Annotated in this window: 18 protein-coding genes; 7 read left to right on the forward strand and 11 right to left on the reverse strand. The window is 69.4% G+C overall.

Annotated elements, in window-relative coordinates; translation table 11 throughout:
• Positions 1–79: 79 nt before the first annotated feature.
• Together ACOZ32_RS11285 and ACOZ32_RS11290 are read left to right on the forward strand one after the other, a co-directional pair.
• Complete coding sequence (locus ACOZ32_RS11285; RefSeq protein ID WP_205250829.1) at positions 80–301, forward strand: hypothetical protein; 222 nt, start codon at positions 80–82, stop codon at positions 299–301.
• 48 nt (positions 302–349) lie between these two features.
• On the forward strand, positions 350–1303 hold the full coding sequence (locus ACOZ32_RS11290; RefSeq protein ID WP_424335221.1) for a zinc-dependent metalloprotease: 954 nt from the start codon (positions 350–352) through the stop codon (positions 1301–1303).
• On the opposite strand, the gene ACOZ32_RS11295 is transcribed toward ACOZ32_RS11290, so the two are convergent.
• On the reverse strand, positions 1304–1858 hold the full coding sequence (locus tag ACOZ32_RS11295) for a hypothetical protein (protein WP_012289342.1): 555 nt from the start codon (positions 1856–1858) through the stop codon (positions 1304–1306).
• 100 nt (positions 1859–1958) lie between these two features.
• On the opposite strand from ACOZ32_RS11295, the gene ACOZ32_RS11300 reads away from it, so the two are divergent.
• Together ACOZ32_RS11300 and ACOZ32_RS11305 are read left to right on the forward strand one after the other, a co-directional pair.
• Positions 1959–4595, forward strand: a complete 2637-nt coding sequence (locus ACOZ32_RS11300; RefSeq protein ID WP_205250831.1) for a DEAD/DEAH box helicase — start codon at positions 1959–1961, stop codon at positions 4593–4595.
• A 49-nt stretch (positions 4596–4644) separates the two neighbouring features.
• A complete protein-coding gene (locus ACOZ32_RS11305) occupies positions 4645–5388 on the forward strand; it encodes an MBL fold metallo-hydrolase (RefSeq protein ID WP_205250832.1) in 744 nt (247 codons plus the stop codon).
• On the opposite strand, the gene hemAT is transcribed toward ACOZ32_RS11305, so the two are convergent.
• The 8 genes from hemAT to ACOZ32_RS11345 form a co-directional block, all read right to left on the reverse strand.
• Entirely contained in the window at positions 5385–6854 is a 1470-nt protein-coding gene (gene hemAT, locus ACOZ32_RS11310) for a heme-containing aerotactic transducer HemAT (protein WP_205250833.1), read from the reverse strand. The genes ACOZ32_RS11305 and hemAT overlap by 4 nt on opposite strands.
• Before the next feature lie 60 nt (positions 6855–6914).
• On the reverse strand, positions 6915–7988 hold the full coding sequence (locus ACOZ32_RS11315; protein WP_205250834.1) for an mRNA surveillance protein pelota: 1074 nt from the start codon (positions 7986–7988) through the stop codon (positions 6915–6917).
• A gap of 59 nt (positions 7989–8047) precedes the next feature.
• Positions 8048–10159 carry a ribosome rescue protein RqcH gene (gene rqcH / locus ACOZ32_RS11320; protein WP_205251893.1) on the reverse strand — a complete coding sequence of 704 codons (2112 nt, stop codon included), beginning with the start codon at positions 10157–10159 and terminating at the stop codon, positions 8048–8050.
• A gap of 77 nt (positions 10160–10236) precedes the next feature.
• The gene (locus tag ACOZ32_RS11325) at positions 10237–11886 is read right to left on the reverse strand and encodes a tRNA uridine(34) 5-carboxymethylaminomethyl modification radical SAM/GNAT enzyme Elp3 (RefSeq protein WP_205250835.1); all 1650 of its coding nucleotides are present in this window, start codon (positions 11884–11886) and stop codon (positions 10237–10239) included.
• 47 nt (positions 11887–11933) lie between these two features.
• Entirely contained in the window at positions 11934–13982 is a 2049-nt protein-coding gene (locus tag ACOZ32_RS11330) for an OB-fold nucleic acid binding domain-containing protein (protein WP_205250836.1), read from the reverse strand.
• Positions 13983–14033: 51 nt separating this feature from the next.
• Positions 14034–14297: a hypothetical protein gene (locus ACOZ32_RS11335; RefSeq protein ID WP_012289345.1), complete on the reverse strand. Its 264-nt coding sequence runs from the start codon at positions 14295–14297 to the stop codon at positions 14034–14036.
• 23 nt (positions 14298–14320) lie between these two features.
• Positions 14321–14929 (reverse strand): YIP1 family protein, encoded by a 609-nt coding sequence (locus ACOZ32_RS11340; protein ID WP_205250837.1) that lies wholly within the window; start codon positions 14927–14929, stop codon positions 14321–14323.
• 3 nt (positions 14930–14932) lie between these two features.
• Positions 14933–15520, reverse strand: coding sequence for a thymidine kinase (locus tag ACOZ32_RS11345; protein WP_010903105.1), 588 nt, complete (start codon positions 15518–15520; stop codon positions 14933–14935).
• 106 nt (positions 15521–15626) lie between these two features.
• On the opposite strand from ACOZ32_RS11345, the gene ACOZ32_RS11350 reads away from it, so the two are divergent.
• Positions 15627–16070, forward strand: a complete 444-nt coding sequence (locus ACOZ32_RS11350) for a universal stress protein (RefSeq protein WP_424335222.1) — start codon at positions 15627–15629, stop codon at positions 16068–16070.
• A gap of 16 nt (positions 16071–16086) precedes the next feature.
• Here the strand turns inward: ACOZ32_RS11350 and ACOZ32_RS11355 are convergent, their stop codons facing one another.
• Positions 16087–16296 (reverse strand): YgaP family membrane protein, encoded by a 210-nt coding sequence (locus ACOZ32_RS11355; RefSeq protein ID WP_010903107.1) that lies wholly within the window; start codon positions 16294–16296, stop codon positions 16087–16089.
• Between the two features lie 76 nt (positions 16297–16372).
• Complete coding sequence (locus ACOZ32_RS11360; protein ID WP_424335223.1) at positions 16373–17311, reverse strand: A/G-specific adenine glycosylase; 939 nt, start codon at positions 17309–17311, stop codon at positions 16373–16375.
• A gap of 96 nt (positions 17312–17407) precedes the next feature.
• Here ACOZ32_RS11360 and ACOZ32_RS11365 point away from each other — a divergent pair, with 96 nt between their 5' ends.
• Together ACOZ32_RS11365 and htr8 are read left to right on the forward strand one after the other, a co-directional pair.
• Positions 17408–17731 carry a hypothetical protein gene (locus tag ACOZ32_RS11365; protein ID WP_205250842.1) on the forward strand — a complete coding sequence of 108 codons (324 nt, stop codon included), beginning with the start codon at positions 17408–17410 and terminating at the stop codon, positions 17729–17731.
• 65 nt (positions 17732–17796) lie between these two features.
• Positions 17797–19728, forward strand: coding sequence for a chemotaxis signal transducer protein Htr8 (htr8, locus tag ACOZ32_RS11370; RefSeq protein ID WP_424335224.1), 1932 nt, complete (start codon positions 17797–17799; stop codon positions 19726–19728).
• Position 19729: the final 1 nt, after the last annotated feature.

Below are 19729 nucleotides of genomic sequence, written 5' to 3' on the forward strand. Positions count from 1 at the left end.
TTCTCCCGTCGCCCACCCGATCAATCCTCCGCATCCAGCACCACCAACAGCTAAATGCGCGCTCGCTGAACACCACCGCATGGGACTGCTTGAAGTCCACTTCCACGATTCGGAGTTCACTGCCGCCCCCAGCATGCGGACTGGTGACAGCGACACCGACGCCGACGAGACCGATCAGACGCCGCCGGCTGACGCGGACTGTGGCGGCGGCTGTGGCGGCCGCGGCGTCGCCGTTGCGGTCGGCGTCCTGGTCGCCTTGGGCCTGCTCGCGGGTCTGCGCCGGCGGCGTGACGCGGCGTAGCCTCGCGCCCTCCAGAAGAGATTTGCGTTCAGACGCCCGAACTGCGGTATGTCGATCTTCGAAAGCGCGCGCGCCGTCGTGAGCGCCGACGGCGGTGGCGCTATCGACTGGGATAGCGTCGCCGACGCCGCAACCAGTGCCACGCCGCCGGGCGACCTCGCGCTGGGCGAGGACACCGCCGACGCGTACGCGGCCGACGTGCGGGACGCACGCGCCCGCATCCGCTCGGTGTCCGGGCTGTCCTTCGACGTGCCGGAGACGGTTGCGCTCCACACCCGCCACCACTGGGTGGACGCCAACGTGGCGACGTTCCGGCGCGCGTTCGAACCGATGAACCAACAGCCCTCGCGGCTCCCCGGTGTCGCCCGCACACTCAACACGGCCACCACCGCAGGCGCGCTGGCGTTCATCGCCCGCAACGTCCTGGGGCAGTACGACCCGCTGTTGCTCGCCGACGCCAGCGACGCCCACGCGCTGTACTTCGTGCACCCCAACATCGTCGCCGTCGCCGACAGCCTCGGCGTTCAGTTCCCGCGGTTCCGGCGGTGGATCGCGTTCCACGAGGTCACACACGCCGCCGAGTTCGGCGCGGCGGGGTGGCTGTCGGACTACCTCGAAACCCGCCTCCGGACCGGCGTCGACGCGCTCGCCGACGGCACCATCGACACCGCGGCGTTCGAGGAACTGCAGGTCGCGATGACCGCCGTCGAGGGGTACGCCGAGCTCCTCATGGACGAGGCTTTCGACGGCGAGTACGACGACCTCCGGCGGAAACTCGACGCGCGCCGCGGCCAGCGCAGCCCGCTTGGGGCGGTGGCTACGCGGCTGCTCGGCCTCCACCGCAAGCGCGAGCAGTACGAACGCGGTCGGGAGTTCTTCGCGTACGTCGCCGGGGAGCGCGGGCTCGCGGGCGCGTCGCGGGTCTGGGACGACCCCGAGTATCTGCCGACCGACGACGAGCTGGACGTGCCGCCGCGGTGGCTCGCCCGCGTCCCCGCCTGACTACTGGAACCCGCGGCCGACGCGGTCCGCATCAACGAGGTCGTCGAGCTCGCTGTCGAGCAACTCGTCGGCGTCGGGGAACTCCTCGGCCAGCCCCTCGACGGGATCCGGGCGGTCGTAGGGGTCGTACTCCATGGGTCCGAACGCCGGGCTGTCGAGGGCGTCCATCACGTCATCGAAGAACGCGTCCGGGGTCGTCGGGGCGTCGGCGTGGGCCTGCACGACTTGCTCCAGTTCGCTGGCTTTCGTCTCGGCGTCGTCCTCGTCGGCGACCGGCTGCTGGACCGCGAACCGGCCGTCGGCGTCGTCGCCGGTGGGCAGGAAGTCGGCCAGCCCGTCGTCGACCTTGCGGGCGATCTGGGTGCCGACGCCGCGCACCTCGTAGGGGTTTTTCGCGTACGTCTTGAGGTGAAAGACGCCCGCCGCGGGGTGGCCGAGGTAGAGGTCCTCGCCGACCCCGGACGCCCGGTCGCCGGCGACCGCCCGCCAGTCGTCCGGGTCGCCAGACGATCCAACAACGTCTTCGACGATGTCGTCCCAGTCCCGTACGCGCATGTCACCACGTGGTTGTGGCGTGGTGGACTTCAACCCTGTCCTCGCAGCCGTCCCACCGGAGAGCGACACCGTTATTCGCCGGCCGCCCCACCCGTCGTGCGTGAACATTCGGGGCGTCGTCACCGACGTCGACACACCCGCGTCGGTGGACACGCAGCACGGCGACCGGGACGTAGTGACGGTGCGGGTGCGGCCCGACCCCGGGGCCGAGCCGGTGCCCGTGTCCCTGTGGGGGAAGTGGACGGAGACGGCCACCTACCTCGACGCGGGCATGGAGCTTGCGGTGCACGACGCCACCGAGGACGGAGCGGGGTACGCAACCGCGGCGTCGTCGTGGGTGGTCGTCGAACCGGAGTTCGTCGTGGACGTGACCGACATCCGGTCGTTCGTGCAGTGCCCGCGGCTCTACTACTTGAACAAGCTCTCCGGGCTGCCGCTGAAGTATCCGGTGACGAAAGGAACGATCGTCCACGAGGTGTTCGGGGATCTGCTTCGGGGCCGCGATCTGGAGGCGTCGGTCGCCCAACGGGTCGACGAAGCCGGCCTGGAGCTCGGGCTGCTGGGTCGGAGCCGCGCGGAAGTCGAGGCCGACGTGCGGGACAACGCCAGCGCCATCGAGGGCTGGCTCCAGCAGGGCCGGCTGACCGACGAGGACGAGTGGCGCTCGGAGTACACGCTGGTTTCCGAGCGCTTCGGCATCAAAGGCCGGTGTGACGCCATCCGGCGCGGGATGCCCGTGGAGCTGAAAACGGGCAAGAACACGAACCGCGAGCCCCGATTCCACGACAAAGTGCAGGCGGCCTGTTACGCGCTGATGTTGGACGAGCACGGCGTCCCCGCGGACACGGGGACGCTGCTGTACACGAAGAACGCGGCCGTCGACCGCAGCGAGGCGTCCGGCGACCTCTCGCCCGCCAAGGAGTTCTCCATCGGCCGGGGGTTCCTGGAGTTCGTCGTGCGGGAGCGCAACCACCTCGCCGCCCTCGAAGCGAGCGACGGCCCGCCGACGGGCTACGAGGCCGACGCCAAATGCGACTACTGCTTCGAGCAGGACACCTGCATGGTGGTCTCGGGCCGCCTCGATCAGGAATCCAAGGCCGGCCGGATCGGCGATCCGGTGCCCGCCGAGGAGCGCGCGTACTTCGACGAGCTGTACGACGCCATCGAGGCCGAGCGCGGCGCGATCCACGACGAATACCGCAAGCTCTGGGAGCAGTCCCCCGACGAGCGCGCGGCGGACGACCGCGCCGTCGTCGGCCTCAGCCCGGCCGAGCAGACGGAGCTTCCGGACGGCCGCTGGCGGCTGACCGCCACCCGCCCCGGCAGCGCCGCCTCGAAGATCCGGGAGGGCGACCGCGTGCTCGCCTCGGACGGCGACCCCGTGGCGGGGCGCGCGGAGATGGCGCGCGTCGAGCGATTGGACGCCGACCGCGTCGAGGTCACCACCGACGAACCCGTCTCGCTTTGCCGGCTAGACGTCTACCCCTCGGAGCTCTCCGTCGACCGGATGCTGACCGCGCTCCACGGCGCCGTGCTGAAAAGCGACCAGCGCCGCACGGACCTCTTATTCGACCGGGCCAGCCCCCGTTTCGAAGGCGGAGACCACGACCTGATCCCGAACAACGACGCCCAGAACGCGGCCGTGAACCGCGCGCTGAACGCCGAGGACTTCGCGCTCGTCCACGGGCCGCCCGGCACGGGGAAGACGTACACCATCGCCACCCTGGTACAGGCGTTCGTGGCGCGCGGCGACCGCGTGCTCGTCTCGGCGTTCACGAACCGCGCGGTGGACAACGCCCTCGACGCGCTCCGCCAGCAGGGCCACGAGGACATCGTGCGGGTCGGCACGGAGACCGGCGTTCGGGCGGACATGCAGGACCTCCGGCTGGATCGGTCCGGTGACCCCGGCGAGCGCGCGGCCGCCCTGCGGTCGGCGCCCGTCGTCGCCGCCACCACGGCCACGTGTGGCTCCCGCATCCTCCGGGAGCTGGAGTTCGACGTGGTGCTCGTCGACGAGGCCAGCCAGCTCACCGAGCCGGACACGCTGGCCGCGATCAACCGGGGCGCGCGGTTCGTGCTCGTCGGCGACCACGAGCAGCTCCCGCCGGTGGTGCGTTCCGGCGGCCGGCTCTCGAAATCCCTCTTCGAACGCCTCCACGAGACGTACCCGGAGGCGTCGGTGATGCTCGACCAGCAGTACCGGATGAGCCAGCGCATTCAGGCGTTCTCCAGCCGCGAGTTCTACGACGGCCAGCTGCGGCCGGCATCGAGCGAGGTTGCTGGCCAGCGGCTCACCGACATTGGGGTCGACCCCGGTGGTGCCGTCCACGGCGGGGTCACGTTCCACGACGTGCCCGGCACCGACGACGCCCACGTCGACCCCGCGGAAGCCGATCGTGTCGCAGACGTCGTCACCGCGTACGTCGACGCCGGGCTGGATCCCGGTGAGATCGGCGTCATCGCGCCGTTCCGCGCACAAGTCGCGGAGATCGGGCGACGCACCCCGGCGGGCGTCGCCGTCGACACCGTCGACCGCTTCCAGGGCTCCTCGAAGGAGGTCATCGTGGTCTCGTTCGTCGCCCGCGGCACGCTTGAGGGCCCCATCTTCGAGGACCACCGGCGGGTGAACGTCGCGCTCTCCCGGGCGAAAAAGAGCCTCGTGCTCGTCGGCGACGAGCGGGCGCTGCGCTCGGAGCCGCTGTACGACCGCATGATCGACTGGGCGGACATGGAGTGACGCCGCCGACTCCCGAACGCTTACCTCGCTTGCTGTCCCCGGGTTGGACATGCAACTGACGTTTCTCGGCACTGGGTCTGCGATGCCCACCGGCCAGCGGATGCAGACCGGACTGCTGGTCGAAGACGGCGACAGCCGACTGCTCGTGGACTGCGGCAGCGGCGTCCTGCACACCCTGGCCCGCACCGACGTGGGCTACGAGGGCGTCGACACCGTCCTGCTCTCGCATCACCACCTCGACCACGTCAGCGACCTGCTCGCGCTGCTGAAGGCGCGCTGGCTCGCCGGCGAGGAGACGCTGACCGTCGTCGGCCCGGCGGGCACCGACGCGCTCGTGACGGACCTGCTGGACGTCCACGACTACCTCCAGGGGCGTGTCGACGTGACCCTGCGCGAGGTCGATGTCGGCAGCGTCGGGGTTGCGGGCTTCGACGTGACGGCCATCGAAACGGAACACTCGATGCCCGGGCTCGCCTACCGGTTCGGCGGCGACGATGGCGACCTCGTGTTCAGCGCCGACACCGAGGCGTTCGACGGAATGGGGGCGTTCGCTGACGGCGCGTCGGTGCTCGTCCACGACTGCTCGTTCCCGGACGAGGTCGACGTGTCCAACCACCCGACACCCACGCAACTGGGCGCGTCGCTGGCCGGCGTCGACGTCGACGACCTCTATCTCACCCACCTCTACCCGCACACCAACGGCGAACACGACGCGATGACGGCGTCGATCCACGAGGCTGGCTTCGACGGCGAAGTCCATATCGCCCGCGACGGTCTCGGCGTCGAGCTCTAGCTGAGCTTGCCGACCGTCTCGCGGACCTCCTCGACGGTCCGGACCTGCTGATCGGTCGCGTCGGCGATGTCATCGAGGGCGGCCGCGATCTCGCCCGCGCGGTCGTCGACATCGTCGACCATCTCGGCGACCTCCTCGGTGCTCACCGCCTGTTCGTCGGTCGCCGTCGACACCTCCTGCATCCCGCTTGCGGCGTCCTCGACGGCGTCGGTGATCTCCTGGAGGGTCTCCATCGCCTCCTCGACGCGCTCGACGCCCTCGCCGATGCGCTGGTTGACCTCGTCCAACTGGTCGACCGTCTCCTCGGTCTCCGCCTGCATCCGCTCGACGAGCTCCTCGACGCGCGTGGACTGCTCGCGGGACTCCTCGGCGAGGGCTTTGACCTCGTCGGCGACGACCGCAAACCCCTCGCCCGCCTCCCCGGCGCGGGCGGCCTCGATGGACGCGTTCAGCGCCAGCATGTTCGTCTGCTCGGCGATGTCGTCGATCACGCCGGTCACTGATTCGACGTCGGCGGCGCGCTCGCGCAGCTGTTCGACGCCCGCGGTGACGCCGTCGGTCGCCTCGTCGATGTCGGTCATCGTGGCGAGCGCGTCGTCGGCGGCCGCCTCGCCCTGCTGGGCCAGCGCCTCGGCGTCCTCGCTGGTCCGGCGGACGTCGTCGGCCGTCGAGGCGACCTCCTCGACGCTCGCGGACACGCTGGATATCTCACGGCTGACGTCCGCCATGCGGTCGACCTGGTCGTCGGTCGCGGCCCGCATCGTGTCCGTGCGCTCGGCGACGTCCTGCGAGGTCGCCTCCAGCGAGGACAGCGGTGCTTCCACGTCGCTGGCGACCGCGTTCGCCAACTCCTGGCGGCTGTCGATCTCGTCGCGGAGGCGCTGGGCGTACGAGTCGATGTAGGTGTCCATTGCGATCTGCTGATCGAAGGTCAACAGCTTCAACATCGGCAGGAACCGGGCCACGAGTTCGTCGACGGCGGCGGCCGCCTCCTCGCCGCGGTCGGCGACCACGTCGTCGGCAAGCGCGTCCAACAGCCCCGTGTAGTATCGCGTGTACGCGCCCAGATAGACGTCCGGCCCGAGCCCGAGCACGTCGTGTATCTTCCCGATGCGGGCGCGCTGGGCGGCGTACTCGGTGTCGTACTCGCCGCGCCCGAGGCCCAGCAAGTACTCGGCCTGCGTCTCTTTGAGTTGCTCGACGGTCTTCGTGGAGTTCGCGAAGAGGTCCTGTGTGCGCTCGTAGGACTCCAAGTGGTCGTAGAAGTCGGTCACCAGCGCGTCCGCGGTGGCTTCGAACAACGGCTGTTCGGCGGCGAGCGCGGCCATCGTGTCGTCGTCGATCCCGGTGAACGACAGCCGCCACGCGATCTCCGCCTCGTCGAGGCCGATCCGGTCCGCGAGTGCGTGCCCGTCGATCCCGTTCCGAACGTCGGCGGTCACGAGAGTGTCATTATCGTTGCTCATTTTCCCCAAGAATGCCGGACGCGCTTTTTAACTCTTTTCTCTGCGTGTGAATTATCGGCGTCAGTCGAGCCGATACCGCAAGACGGCACCGATCCCGCCGAGGTTCCGGAGCTGCTCGCCGGGCGCGAACTCGTGGCTGAACACGGTCACGCTCCCGCCCTGCTGTTCGACGGTCCTGACGAGGTCGTTGACATCGACGTCCACCCAGTCGCCCTCGCCGGCGCGCTCCAGTCGCAGGCGCTCATCGAGGATCAGCAGGTCCTCGACCGCGCCGAACTCCACGGCTTTCTGGACCTCGTCGATGCCGTAGGCGGCCTTCCCGTCGGTCGCCATCTGCGTGGTGAGCTCGTCGATGAGCTCGGACTCCTCGGCGATGCGGGTCTCCTCCTGGACGTCCTCGACGGCACCGCGCTTGAGGACTTCGTGGACGCCACGACCGCCGACCGCGCTCGTGTCCACCATGGTGATTTTCTCCTGGAGGTCGGGGTACTCCTCGGTGATGTGATCGAGGGCGTCCTGCTTGGTGAACCCGGGGCCGGCGAGGATGATGGCGTCGGCCTGCATGCGCGCCAGCGCGTCCGCGAGCGTCCCGAACAGCTCGTCGCGGCCGCGGTCGTTCTGCTCGCCTTTCCCCGTGGTCGCCGTGAACGACCCCTGCTCGTCGACGCCGTACTGCTGGACGACGTGGATGTGCGCCTCGCCCTCCTCGACGGTGGCGATGGCGACATCCGGCTGATCGGTGGCCTCGACGGCCTCGTTGAGGCGGTTCAGCTGATCGGGCTGCCAGTGCTTCTCGACCTCCAGTTCCTCGCGCTCCGCGACGTTCAGCGTGTGATGCAGGCCGAGTTGGTCCTCCCGCGAGCAGTCCTCGATGGTGCCGGAGACCCGCAGCCGGTTCGAGAACTTGTGGAACTCCACGTCCCCGACGTCGATGGTGACGAACATGTGCTCGCGCTCGCCGCCCGTGTCCCGCATCTGGTCGTCGTTGCGCTGGATCCGGCGGTGGGTGTCCCCGGCCACGAAATCCCCGGGTTCCAGGACGTACGCGAGGTGCCAGAGGTCGTCGAGGCTCTCCGGAACGAGCGTGATGCGCTCGCGGCCCCCCTCGACCGTGTGGCGGTCCTTCAGTTGCATGGTCGCCCACAGGACCCCCACGAGAAAAGGCTCACTCCTTTGGGGTCACCCCGGCGCGCTCACTCCTCGACGATCCGGCTGCCGCCCGGCGGCATGTACTTCTGGATCTCGCCCGGGCTGGCGACCTTTCGCACGAACGATTCGTCGGTGAACCGCTCGCGGAACTCCCGGTAGATGCGCTTGGCGGCGTCGCCCTGCGCGTACCGCCCGGGCTCGATTTCGATGCGCGTCTCGACCTGCTCGCGGATGGCGTCCGTCGGCCCGCCGAGCACTCGGGTGTTGGGCTCACACGTGATGCCGACCGCCCACTCGGTCGACAGATCACGGAAGTACGTGCGGTCGCCTCGCACCGCGAACCCGCCCTTTTCGAGGTATTCGCCGGACTCGGGGGTTTTCGACACCTGGTCCGGCGACACCATGTACGCGTCGCCGGCCCCCCGGCCGTCCTTCCACACCGACGAGCACGCGACGGCGAACCGGGCGGCCTGGCGGGCGTCCCGCTCGGGCACCTCGATGTCGTTGGAGGGCTCGCTGGGCGCGCTGGTTTTCAACACCGTGATCGGGCCGCCGTGGGCCTGCGAATGGAAGAACCGGTCGTAGCGATCCATGTACTTCTTCACCAGCTCCTCGTTCTGGCCGGCGTCCCGGCCGCCGATCACCAAGAACCCCTCGCTCGTTCGGAACCACCGGAACCGCTCGTACCACTGCTCCTGGTGGCGGATCGGGATCGACGACCGCGACAGCCACGCGACCTCATCGTCGGCGTCGTCCTCGTGCTCGCTCTCGGGTTCGGCCTCCCACTCGTCGCGGCGCTGCTTGACGGCGTCGAGGTCCGCGCGCGTGTTCTCGATGGCCGCCCGGGCACCCGCCTTCTTCTCCTCGATGCGTTTGGCCTCCGTGTACAGCCGGTCGGCGTTCTTCTCGACGCCCGCGGACGGATCCAGCGTCACCGTGTGATCGTCGATCCGCGCCCGGATCATGCCCGCGGACTCGTTGACGCCCACGAACGCCTCGGCGCCCGGCACGTCGCCGGCGGCGTCGTCGAAGGTGTCGGCGATCTGCTGCCACCCGTGGCCCGCCTCGCGGGCCTGGCGGACGGCGCTCAACAGCCCATCCACGAGGTCGTAGTGGCCGTACAGCGACTCCGCCTTCTCGCGCTCGGCTTCGGCCTGCGCCTCGAAATCCTCGATGGCCTGCTCCTGTTGCTCGATGATGCGTTGTTGCTTCTCGATCTCGTTCTCGAAGTCCGGGCGGTCGACGGTCTCGCCGCTGTCCTCGTCCTCGCTGGTGTCGAGGTTCGTGAAGTAGTCGTCGAGCGCGTCGTTGAACGACTCGAAGGCGTCGCTTGGCAGGTCGGCGCGCTCGTCGAGCGCGATCGGCGTCACGTCCACACGCGCCCCCTGTTCGTCCTCGTCGTCGGTCGGCTCGTAGTACACCTGCGGGTCGAGGTCGCCCGCGCTGATGTCCCCGAGCAGCGTCTCGCTGGCGTCGAACAGCGCTTCGAGGGTCGACTCCGGGGCGTCCGCGACCGGCGTTGTCTTCTCCACGTCGGCCCGCGAGCACAGCTCCTCGGCGTACAGCCCGCCGAAGTTCAACTGGGTCGCCAGCGTCCGCACGAGGTCGGTGTCCGAGTCCCGCATCTGCTCGGCGAACGCCTCGTAGGACAGGTCGAGGGGGTTCACGCGCGCATCCGGGAAGCCGTAGTCGCGGCCGGGGGCGACGGTTCGGGACTGCAACCGCACCGTGTCGAGGCTGTCGACGACCTCACGCTGTGGGTCCAGCACCGCGATGTTCCCGTCGCCGAACAGCTCCGCGACGATGGTGGTGTCGGCGTCCTCCCGGCGGAACTCGAACTCCAGGATGCGGTCGAAGCCGTGCTGGCGGACCGCATGGAAGTCCGCGCCCGAAAGCCGGTTGCGCAGCATCTTCGCGAAGTTCGGGGGCCGCCCGGGTGCGTCAGGGACGTGCGTCGGGTCGGCGACGTGCGCGCGCTTGGTCTCCCCGACCTCGACGAGCAACTCCACCCGGCCGCGGTCGAAATCCCGCATCTTCAGGCGGAGGAGGTCGTCGCCGTAGAGGTAGGCCTTGTCGACTTTCGCCCCCGCGTACTCGTTCAGCTCCGCCGTGAGGGCGACGAGGTCGACACTCGTCACCTCCCGCTTCTGATTCATGCTCATCCAGTTGTCGGCCCCCACCCCTCTGCCTTACGGTCGCTGCCCGGTAGCCGTTGGGACCGACGGCACGGCACTCAGAGGCGCTTGGAGACGTACGGGCCGTCTTGGTGGTAGCCAAGCTGCTGCTTGTAATACTGGCGCGCCCCGATGCCGGAGATGACCGACAGCTTCTCGAAGCCGCTGTCGGCGGCCAGGTGCTCGGCGCGCTCCATGAGCTGCCGCCCGTAGCCCTGGTGTTGGTGTTGGTCGTCGCCGGTGTCGTCGCCGACGCTCACCTCGCTGCCGTAGACGTGGAGCTCCCGCAACAGCGCGGCGTCGGTCAGCTCCTCGCGCGCCGGCTCGTTGGGGAACCGCAGGCGCGCGAACCCCACCAGGAGGTCCTGCTGGAAGTCCTCGATGCTGATGAAGTGCTCCGTGCCGCCGCCGGCAGCGTACGTCTCCACGTCGAGGCTGACGTTCTCGGGGTCGTCGTCGTTCATCCCGGCCTCACGGCAGCGAATGCAGTCGCAGGTGTAGCCGTGCTCGGCCATGCGCTGGCGGGCGAGCTGGCGCAGGTTGGACTTCCAGACGCCGGCGTCGATGAAGTCCGCGGGGATGTCCCGCTGGACGCGCTGCAGGCGCGTGTACCGCGGGATCATGTCCTTGATCTCCGCGACGAGGTCGGCGGCCTCCTCGTTGTGCAGGGGCTCGAAGTCGCCGTTGCGCCACATGTCGTAGGTGATGGTGTCCCGCACCACCAGCGTCGGGTAGATCTTGAGGTAGTCGGGCTTCCAGCGCTCGTCGTCGAACAGCCGCCGGAAGTCCTCCAACACCATCTCCTTGCTCATGCCGGGCTGGCCGGGCATCATGTGGAACCCGACTTTGAACGCGGCGTCCCGCAGCCGCCGGTTGGCGTCCACGGACGCCTGCACGCCGTGGCCCCGATGCATCTCTCGGTTCACGCGCTCGAAGGTGGTCTGGACGCCCACCTCGACTTTCGTCGCGCCGAGATCCAGCATCCGGTCGACCTGCTCGGGGTCACACCAATCGGGTTTCGTCTCGAACGTCGTGCCGATGTTCCGGAGCGCCCCGTGCTCGTTGTCGGCGATGACGTCCTCCAGATACCGGAAGTCGTACTCCGTGGGGTCCTGGGCGAACGACTCCGTCTGGTTGGGTGCGGGCTCCTGGTCGGGGTCGAAGTCGTTGAGCGCTTGCAGCGCGCGCTTCACGAACCACTCCTGGTAGTCGTGGCTGCGCGCGGTCATCGTCCCCCCCATCAGGATGAGCTCCACCTTGTCGACCGGGTGGCCGATCTGGCGGAGCTGGTGGAGGCGCAGGGTCACCTGGCCGTACGGGTCGTAGTCGTTTTGCACGCCACGCGCAGCGGCGGGCTCGTGGCCGGTATACGACTGGCTGGACGTGAACTCGCTCGCCGGGCCGCCCGGACAGTATAGACACTTGCCGTGCGGGCAGGTGTGGGGGCTGGTCATGATCGCGACGGGCGTCACCCCGGACGCCGTCCGCACCGGCTTGCGCTGGAGCACGTCCTCCAGTTCGTCCCGCCGGCCGTCCGGCGCCACGTCCAGGAGGTCGGAGTGTTTGGGCACCTTCGACGCGGCGTACTCACCACAGACGTCGAGTTTCGCGTCCTCGATGTCGTCTTTGCCGACATCACCGGCGAGGATCCGGGAGACGAGCTCCTCGCAGGCGGCCTGGAACGCGCCGTCGTCGGCGTTACTGCTCATTGCTGACTGCAAGCCGCCGCGGGCGAAAAAGCGTGTCGTTCGGGGCGTTACGCCAGCTGGGCCGCGATGGCGTCGACGACCGCGTCCAGGACGGCGTCGCGCTCTCCGGCCAGGAACTCGATGCGGCCGTCTCGCGCCCCGCGAGCGGTCACGCCCGCGGTGGTGGTCAGGTCGTCGTCGATGGCGTCGACGACCGCGTGCACGTCGACGGCGTCGTCGCTGCGCACCCGCAGCGCGTCCTCGCCGGCACCGAGCAACACGTCGGTGCTGTCCGCGCGGCGGTGCAACGCGTCCAACAGCAGGTCGACCGGCGGGAAGTCGTACTGGTGTGTGTAGGCGCCCACGTCGAGCGTCTCGAACGCGACGCCGTCGTGGTGGCGTGTCGACAGATGCGGTTCGGCGGTCGACAGCTCGGTCGCCAGCCGGTCCCGGAACTGCGTGGCGATGTGGTCCGCGAGGTCGTCGTCGGCGTCCCCCCAGAGGAGGTCGGCGATGAGCTCGCGTTTGTCCTCGTAGGACTGATAGAACGCCTCCAGGGCGACGGCGTCACGGAGCGCTTCGCGGGCGTCGCTGTCGTAGCTGGCGTCCGCCGCGAGGTCCGCGTACGCGGCCGGGAGATCCGTCCAGTACGCGACCGCCGGCAGGTGGGCGAGGTCCGCGCGCACGTCGTCGTTGATGACGGCGGCGAGTTGCGCGCCCAGCGCGCCCGTGTTCACGGGCTGCTCGCCGGCCGCCGTCGGGGAAACGAGCACGTCCATCCCGGCGGCGTCGTCGGCGTACCCGCCGTCGACGACCACGGTGTCGGCGTCGTAGATGTCCAGGAGGTCCAGGGCGTCCGTGGACTCGGTCGTGGAGCCGGTGCCCACGAACACGAACAGTGGGTGTTTCTCGTCGTGGCGGTGGGCCGCCTCGAGCATGCTCGTCACGTCGCCGGTCGCGTCGTCGATGGTGTAGAAGGCGTCGTCGAGGGGGCGGCGGTCGACGTAATGGTATTCGGCGTCCTCGCGGGCGTGCTCGTCGCGGATCAGCGGCAGCAGCGCGCGCTCGATGGCGGTGCCGGCGACGTACCCCTCGACGGTCGTGGGGTGGCGGACGATGACCGGTCGGGCGTCGATGACGGCGCGCCGAACCGCGGTCGCGGCGTCCACGATGTCGTCGTGGACCGCGGCCACGGCGTCGTCGTCGGGCGCAAGCAGCGCGGTGGTGGCGGGCGCTGCGCGGTCGTCGAGGGCGGCGTCCATGCGGTTGCGGACCTCGTCGGCGCGGTCGCCGGTGAGCTCGGTGACGGCCTCGGTCTCCACTTGGAGGTCGCCGCGCCGGCGCTCGACGGTGCCCGTGAGCTGCACGACGGCTCCGGGTTCGATCTCGGGGTATGCGCGAACGCCGGCCTCGACGAACGCGGCGGCGTCGACAGCGCCGGTTTCGTCGGTCAACTCGAACACCGTCGGGCCGCTGGTCTGGCGGGCGGCCGTGATCTCCCCTTCGACGGTGACCGCGTCGTCGACGTGGTCGTCGAGGGCGTCGACGCGCACCGTTTCGTGGTCGGTGTCGTCGTCGTCCGCGCCGCTGAACTCGAAGCTGGCGTCCGCGGCGCGTTCGGTCGTGGCGTCCGCGTCGGAGACGCGTTTCCCCCCGTCGGCGGTCTCCGCGTCCCGCGAGTCGTCGGTGGTGTCGCCGTCGTCAGTTGTGTCGCTGTCCGCCTCGTCGTCGGCGGGGAGCGCGGCGTCCGAGTCGTTCGCCGGGTCGTGGACGAGCTCGCCGCGGAAGTCACGCATCGACTCCCGGATCGACCACCCCAGGTCGATGTTGCCGTTGTCGTGGACGTCGGTCACTTGCACGAACACGTCGTCGCCGACATCCCACGCCAGGGAGTCAACGCGACCGGGGACCTCCGAGCGATGCAGGAGGCCCGTGACGGTGCCGCCGACGTCGACGAACACGCCGAACTCGGCGAACCCGTCGACGGTCCCGCGGTAGAACCGGCCGGGGGTGAGTTGGTCTGGTGAGTCACCACGGAAATCGAACACGACGTCCTCTTCGTGGGTGGCGCAGATGTGGCCGTCCGTAGAGGAGCCGCAGACGATACAAGTACCCATTTGCATCGAAGAAGCGGGCGCTGCCCTAAACGATTATCGAAACCGCGCCGGTCACTCGAACACCGGGCTGTCGGCCGTGAGCGCGTCGATGTCGTCGGCGAGCGCGGCGACCTGTTCGGGGAACAGCGCCACCTGGACCTCGTTGCCGGAGTCGTCCTCGAAGACGAGCTTGACGCGTTTGTCACCGAACTCGCGGGCGGTCGCGTCGTCGACGTCGAAGAGCTTCGCGTCGGCGTGTTTGTTCGTGGGGCCGACGTTCTTGATCGAGCCGTCTTTCAGCTCCACCATGAACTCCGAGAGCGTGATGTTCAGCACACACACCGTTGTCGCCGGCGCGTCTAAAATGCGAGCCCTGCCGCGTGGATGACCTGCTCGCCGGCGGGGATGGCACCGAACCCGGCGCCGAACGCCAGCACGCCCGGCACAGCGGCGGCGATCACCGCCCGTGGGAGGGAGATCTCGTGGACGACGCTCGTCCCGACGACCAGCAGGCACCACGACCACACGCCCGCGAGCAGCGTGAGCACCGGCACGCCCAGACCGGTGACCACGCACGGGGCCGCCGCGTACGCGATCAGTTGGACGGTTTCACTGACGCCGCCCCGGGACTCCGAGATCGTCGCGATCACGAGACAGAGCGTCTGAATCGCCGACAGCGCGTGCACCGCCGCCGGCGTGACCAGTAACACGACGAGCGCCACGGTGAGCACGGCGGCCAGCCAGTCGGCGGTCGGGAACGCCAACGCGTCGCTGGGCGTGGCCGCGAGTTCGGTGGCGGCCACGACTCCGACAACAACCATCGCGAACACGAGCCCCGGGGCCTGGTCGCCTGGCGACACCGCCTCGTCGAAGAACGACACCGGATTCAGGAGGACCTGCGTGAACGACTTCGCGAGCCCGAGCGGGCCACGCTCACGGCCGCCCTCCGGTTCCACCCAGGTCGTCATGGGTTACTCACGGCGCACGACATGGCAGTTCCGGCACCGCGCCTCGTAGGTCTCCTCGGCACCGACCATGACGGTGGGGTCGTCGTAGTGGGCGGGCTCGCCCTCGATGAGGCGCTGGTTGCGGGTGGCCGGTTCCCCACACTGCATGCAGATCGCGCGCATCTTGTCGACGTATTCGGCGATCGCCATCAGCTGTGGCACCGGCTCGAAGGGCTCCCCGCGGAACGTCTGATCGGTGCCCGACAGCACCACCCGACGTCCGTCCGCCGCGAGCTCCTGGCAGACGTCGACGAGTTCGGCCGGGAAGAAGTTGGCTTCGTCGATGGCGACCACCTGCTCGCCGTTGAGCAGCGTGGGGATCGACGCGACGCCCTCGGCGGTGGGTTCGACGACCGTTGCCGCCCACGACCGGCCGGCGTGCGAGCCCAGCGTCGCCTCGCCGTACCGGTCGTCGACGGCGGGCGTGACCGCCGCGACGTCTTGGCCCGCGATCTCCGCGCGCCGCAGTCGCCGCAACAACTCCTCGGTTTTCCCCGAGAACATCGACCCCGTTATCACCTCCACCCACCCGGAGTTCGTGATGGCGTGCATGCCACAGCCAGCGGGTGGCTGGAGGAAAACGCTTGCTTTTCGCCACCTCCGCAGTCGGCGCGCCGTCTGCACGCTTTTTTAGGGGGCGGGGTGACAATGGGGACGCATGTACGATGACATCCTCCTGCCGACCGACGGCAGCGACGCCGCCGACGCCGCGGTCGCCAACGCCATCGACCTCGCGTCGAAGTACAACGCCACCCTCCACGTGCTGTACGTCGCCGACACCACCGAATACAGCACGGTCACCTTCGAGGACGCCGTCACCGATCCGCTTGAGCGCGAGGGCGAGCGCGTCGTCGACGACGCGGTGGCGCGTGCCGAGGACGCGGGCGTGGTGGCGATGGGCGTCGTGCTCCACGGCGGCGTGTTCGAGACGATTCAAGCGTACGTCGACGACGAGGGCATCGACACCGTGGTGATGGGGACGCATGGCCGCCGCGGCCTGGGTCGTGCGCTCCTGGGGAGTGTCACCGAGCGCGTCGTGCGAACCAGTGACGTGCCCGTGTTGACGGTGCGGGAAACCGACGACGACGACGGCGCGGCGTAACCCACTGGGTGGCGGCTCACGTGGTGTCCACGCCGAGCACGCGGTACACGCCACACGTGTTCATCGCGCCGCTGGCGAGCAACAACAGCGCCCCCACGCCGAGGGCTGGGGTCAACGCCGAGGGGCCGCCGCCGTAGCCGGCCAGGGTCGCCAGCGCGGCGCTGCCCAGCACTGCGCCGCCGAGCAGTCGTGCCAGTGCGTCCATGGGGCCGACGTTGTGTTCCATATGGGGCGTGTTGGCACGGCGGGATCAAAAGCGGTGTGGGTCGGCGGCTGCGCGGCACAGCCCGATCGGGGTCGGGCTATTCGAGGCGGACGACCGTCCGCTCGCCCCGGTGCTCGGTCCGGACGAGCCCGTCGTCGGCGAGATCCGACAACAGGCCGCGCAGCCACTCGCGGCCGTACTCGCCGTCGGGCGTGTAATCCACGCGAACGCGATGGCCGAGCGCGTCCAGTTCCATCTCGTCGTGCTCGCCGAGCAACCGAACGATCCGGCCCCGGAACTGCCGGCGACTCCCCTCGAAGCTCGGCTGGGTGGGCACGTCCGGCGCGGTGAAATCGCCGGTTTGGTAGGCGTGACACCACTCCCGCAGCGGGCACTCCGCCTCGTCACAACGCGGGGTCTGCTGGCAGGCGACCGCCCCCAGTTCCATCACGGCGTTGTTCCACACGCGGGACGTGCCGTCGGGCAGCAACTCGTTGGCCAGCGGCCGGTAATCCGGGTCGTCGTCGTCGCGGATCCCCTCGAACGCGCGGTAGAGCACGCGCTTGACGTTCGTGTCCACGACCGCGTTGCCGGCGTTGAACGCGAACGACGCCACGGCGTTGGCGGTGTACGGGCCGACGCCCATGAGCTCCGAGAGCTCCGCGGGCGTCCGCGGGATCGCGCCGTCGTAGTCGGTTTCGACCTGTTGGGCGGCCTCGTGGAGGTGGGTGGCGCGGTTGTTGTACCCGAGGCTGTGTGCGGACCAGAACCCGACCACGTCGCTGCGGTCGGCGGCCGCCAACGCGGCGGTGGTCGGCCACCGATCGAGGAACGCCCGCCACGCGTCGATCACCCGGGAGAGCTGGGTCTGCTGGCTCATCACCTCCGAGACCAGGATCTCGTAGGGGTCGGTGGTCTCCCGCCACGGGAACGACCGGTGGGAGTCGGTGTACCAGTCGACGAGTGCCGCCTGGAGGGCTGTGGTGTCGGCCGGCCCAGTCGCGCCCGCGCGGTCGCTCCCGTCCCCTGTCGTCATGGGGGGGCGTTGGCGGGCGGCCGTCTTGGGGATGATGGTTCGGCGGCGCACGGCGCTGCCGAAACGCGTATGTCCACCGGCACGTTCGACGGCCGTATGGGACTTGACGACTTACAGACAGACGTCGAGCACGCGGCCACAACCCTCGACGACTACGCGTTCCTGGATCGGGAGACCACCCAGGAGTTGGCGATGCTGGCGGCGGCGCTGGACGCCGACACCGACGAGCTGGTGCGGCGCGCCGTCCACGCGCTGTTCCAGTCGCTGACCGAGACCGGGCGACTCGACTTCCACCTCCGGGGCGCGTACGACACCACGTACGACGAATACCTCTCCGGAATGGCGTACGACGACCTCGTGGCCGGTGGCTACCAGACACCCGACGACAACGACACCCAGGACCGGCCGTATCGGTTCTGAGCGCGCATGCCTGAGTGTGACAGGACAGCAATGCGCTTTTTGAACTCCGCCACCTGAGGGTGTTCATGGGGGAATCCGCACGCGGCGGCGGCAGCGCTGAGACGACCGGCGGACTGGCTGCAGCGGTCAAGACGTATCTCGAATACACGCCGACGGGGGAGTCGATCCCGGCGGCGGCGTGGCGGCGTCGCCACCGCAACGTTCGCGTGTTCGTGCTGGCGCACATCCCGCTGTTGCTTGCGCTCGGGCTCTACGAGGGGACCGAGTCCGCAGTCACGGGCGCGACGATCCCGCCGACACCGGGCATACTCATCGCGGTGGAGCTGGGTATCGTGGGGGCGCTGGTCGGGCTTGCGTCGATCCCGTCGGTGTCCCGGCGGGGACGCACGGCGCTGGCCTCGACGGCCGTGCTGGCGTCCTCGGTGGTGCTCGTGCAGTTCTCCGGCGGGTTCATCGAAGCGCACTTCCACTTCTTCGTCGGGATGGCCGTCATCGCGGTCTACGAGGACTGGCTGCCGTTCGCGCTCGGACTGGTGTACGTCGTGTTCACGCACGGTGTCTTCGGGATGATCAACGCCGAGCGCGTCTACAACCACACCGCCGCGATCAACAACCCGTGGGTGTGGGGTGGCATCCACGGCGCGTTCGTGTTGCTGTTGGCGGGCGCACTGATGGCCAACTGGTACTCCACCGAGCGCTCGCGGGAAGCCTCCCAGAAGCGCCTGGAGGAAGCCCGGCAAAAGGCCCAGCAGGTCGAAGACCTCGAAGCCCGCCAGGCGGAGATCGAGGCCGAAAAGGCCGAAGCGAAGCGGCTGAAAGCCGACGCCGAGGAGGCACGCGAGGCCGCCGAAGCCCAACAGCGGGAGGTCGCGGCCCTGAACGAGCGCCTCGAAGCGACCGCCAACACGTACGGGGCTGCGATGGCGCGGGCCGCCGACGGTGATCTCAGCGTGCGCCTCGATCCCGACGTCGAAAACGACGCCATGGCGGCGATCGCGGCGTCGTTCAACGAGATGCTCGACGAAACGGAGACCACGATCCGGGAGATCCAGGCGGTCGCCAGCGACGTCGCGGCCGCCAGCGAGGACGCCGATGCGGGCGTCGTCGAGATCGAGGACGCCAGCGGCCAGGTGAGCGAGACGGTCCAAGAGATCGCCGCCGGGGCCGACGAGCAGCGCGAGAAACTGGAGACGGTGTCCGGGGAGATGACCGACCTGTCGGCGGCCATCGAGGAGGTGGCGGCGTCCGCCGATTCGGTCGCGGAGCGCTCGCACGAGACCGCGGCGGTCGCCGGCGACGGCGAGCAGACCGCCGAGCAGGCGATCGCGGACTCCCGGACGGTGCAGTCGGCCGTGGAGTCGACGGTGCAGAACGTCGAGGCCCTCGACGACCAGCTCGCGGAGATCAGTGAGATCGTCGACCTCATCAGCGACGTCGCCGAGCAGACGAACATGCTGGCGCTGAACGCCAACATCGAGGCCGCCCGCGCCGACAAGAGCGGCGACGGCTTCGCGGTGGTCGCCGACGAAGTCAAGGACCTCGCCGAGGAGACGCGGGCGTCCGCCGGCGACATCGAGGCGCTGGTCGCCGACATCGACGCGCAGATGCAGGCCACGGTCACCGAAGCCCGGACCGCGGACGAGAGCGTGCAGGACGCGATCTCAGCGGTGGACGCGGTCGTCGACGCGTTCGGGACCGTGGCCGAGAACGCCGAGGAGACCGACACCGGTGTCCAGGAGATCAGCACCACCACCGACGATCAGGCCGCCAGCACCGAGGAGGCGGTGTCGATGATCGCGGAGGTCAGTGACATCAGCACGGCGACCGCCGCCGACGCACAGCAGGCCTCCACGGCGGCCGAACAGCAGACCACCGCGGCGGCGACGATCAGCGAAAACACGGCCGCGCTGCGCGAGCAGGCGGACCGGCTGCAGGGGTTGGTGTCGACGTTCGACGTGCACGACGAGTCGGCGTCGACGGCTGCGCGCTCGGAGTGAG

The organism is Halobacterium sp. MBLA0001, from assembly GCF_049705385.1.
In the GTDB taxonomy this organism is placed as follows: Archaea; Halobacteriota; Halobacteria; order Halobacteriales; family Halobacteriaceae; genus Halobacterium; species Halobacterium salinarum.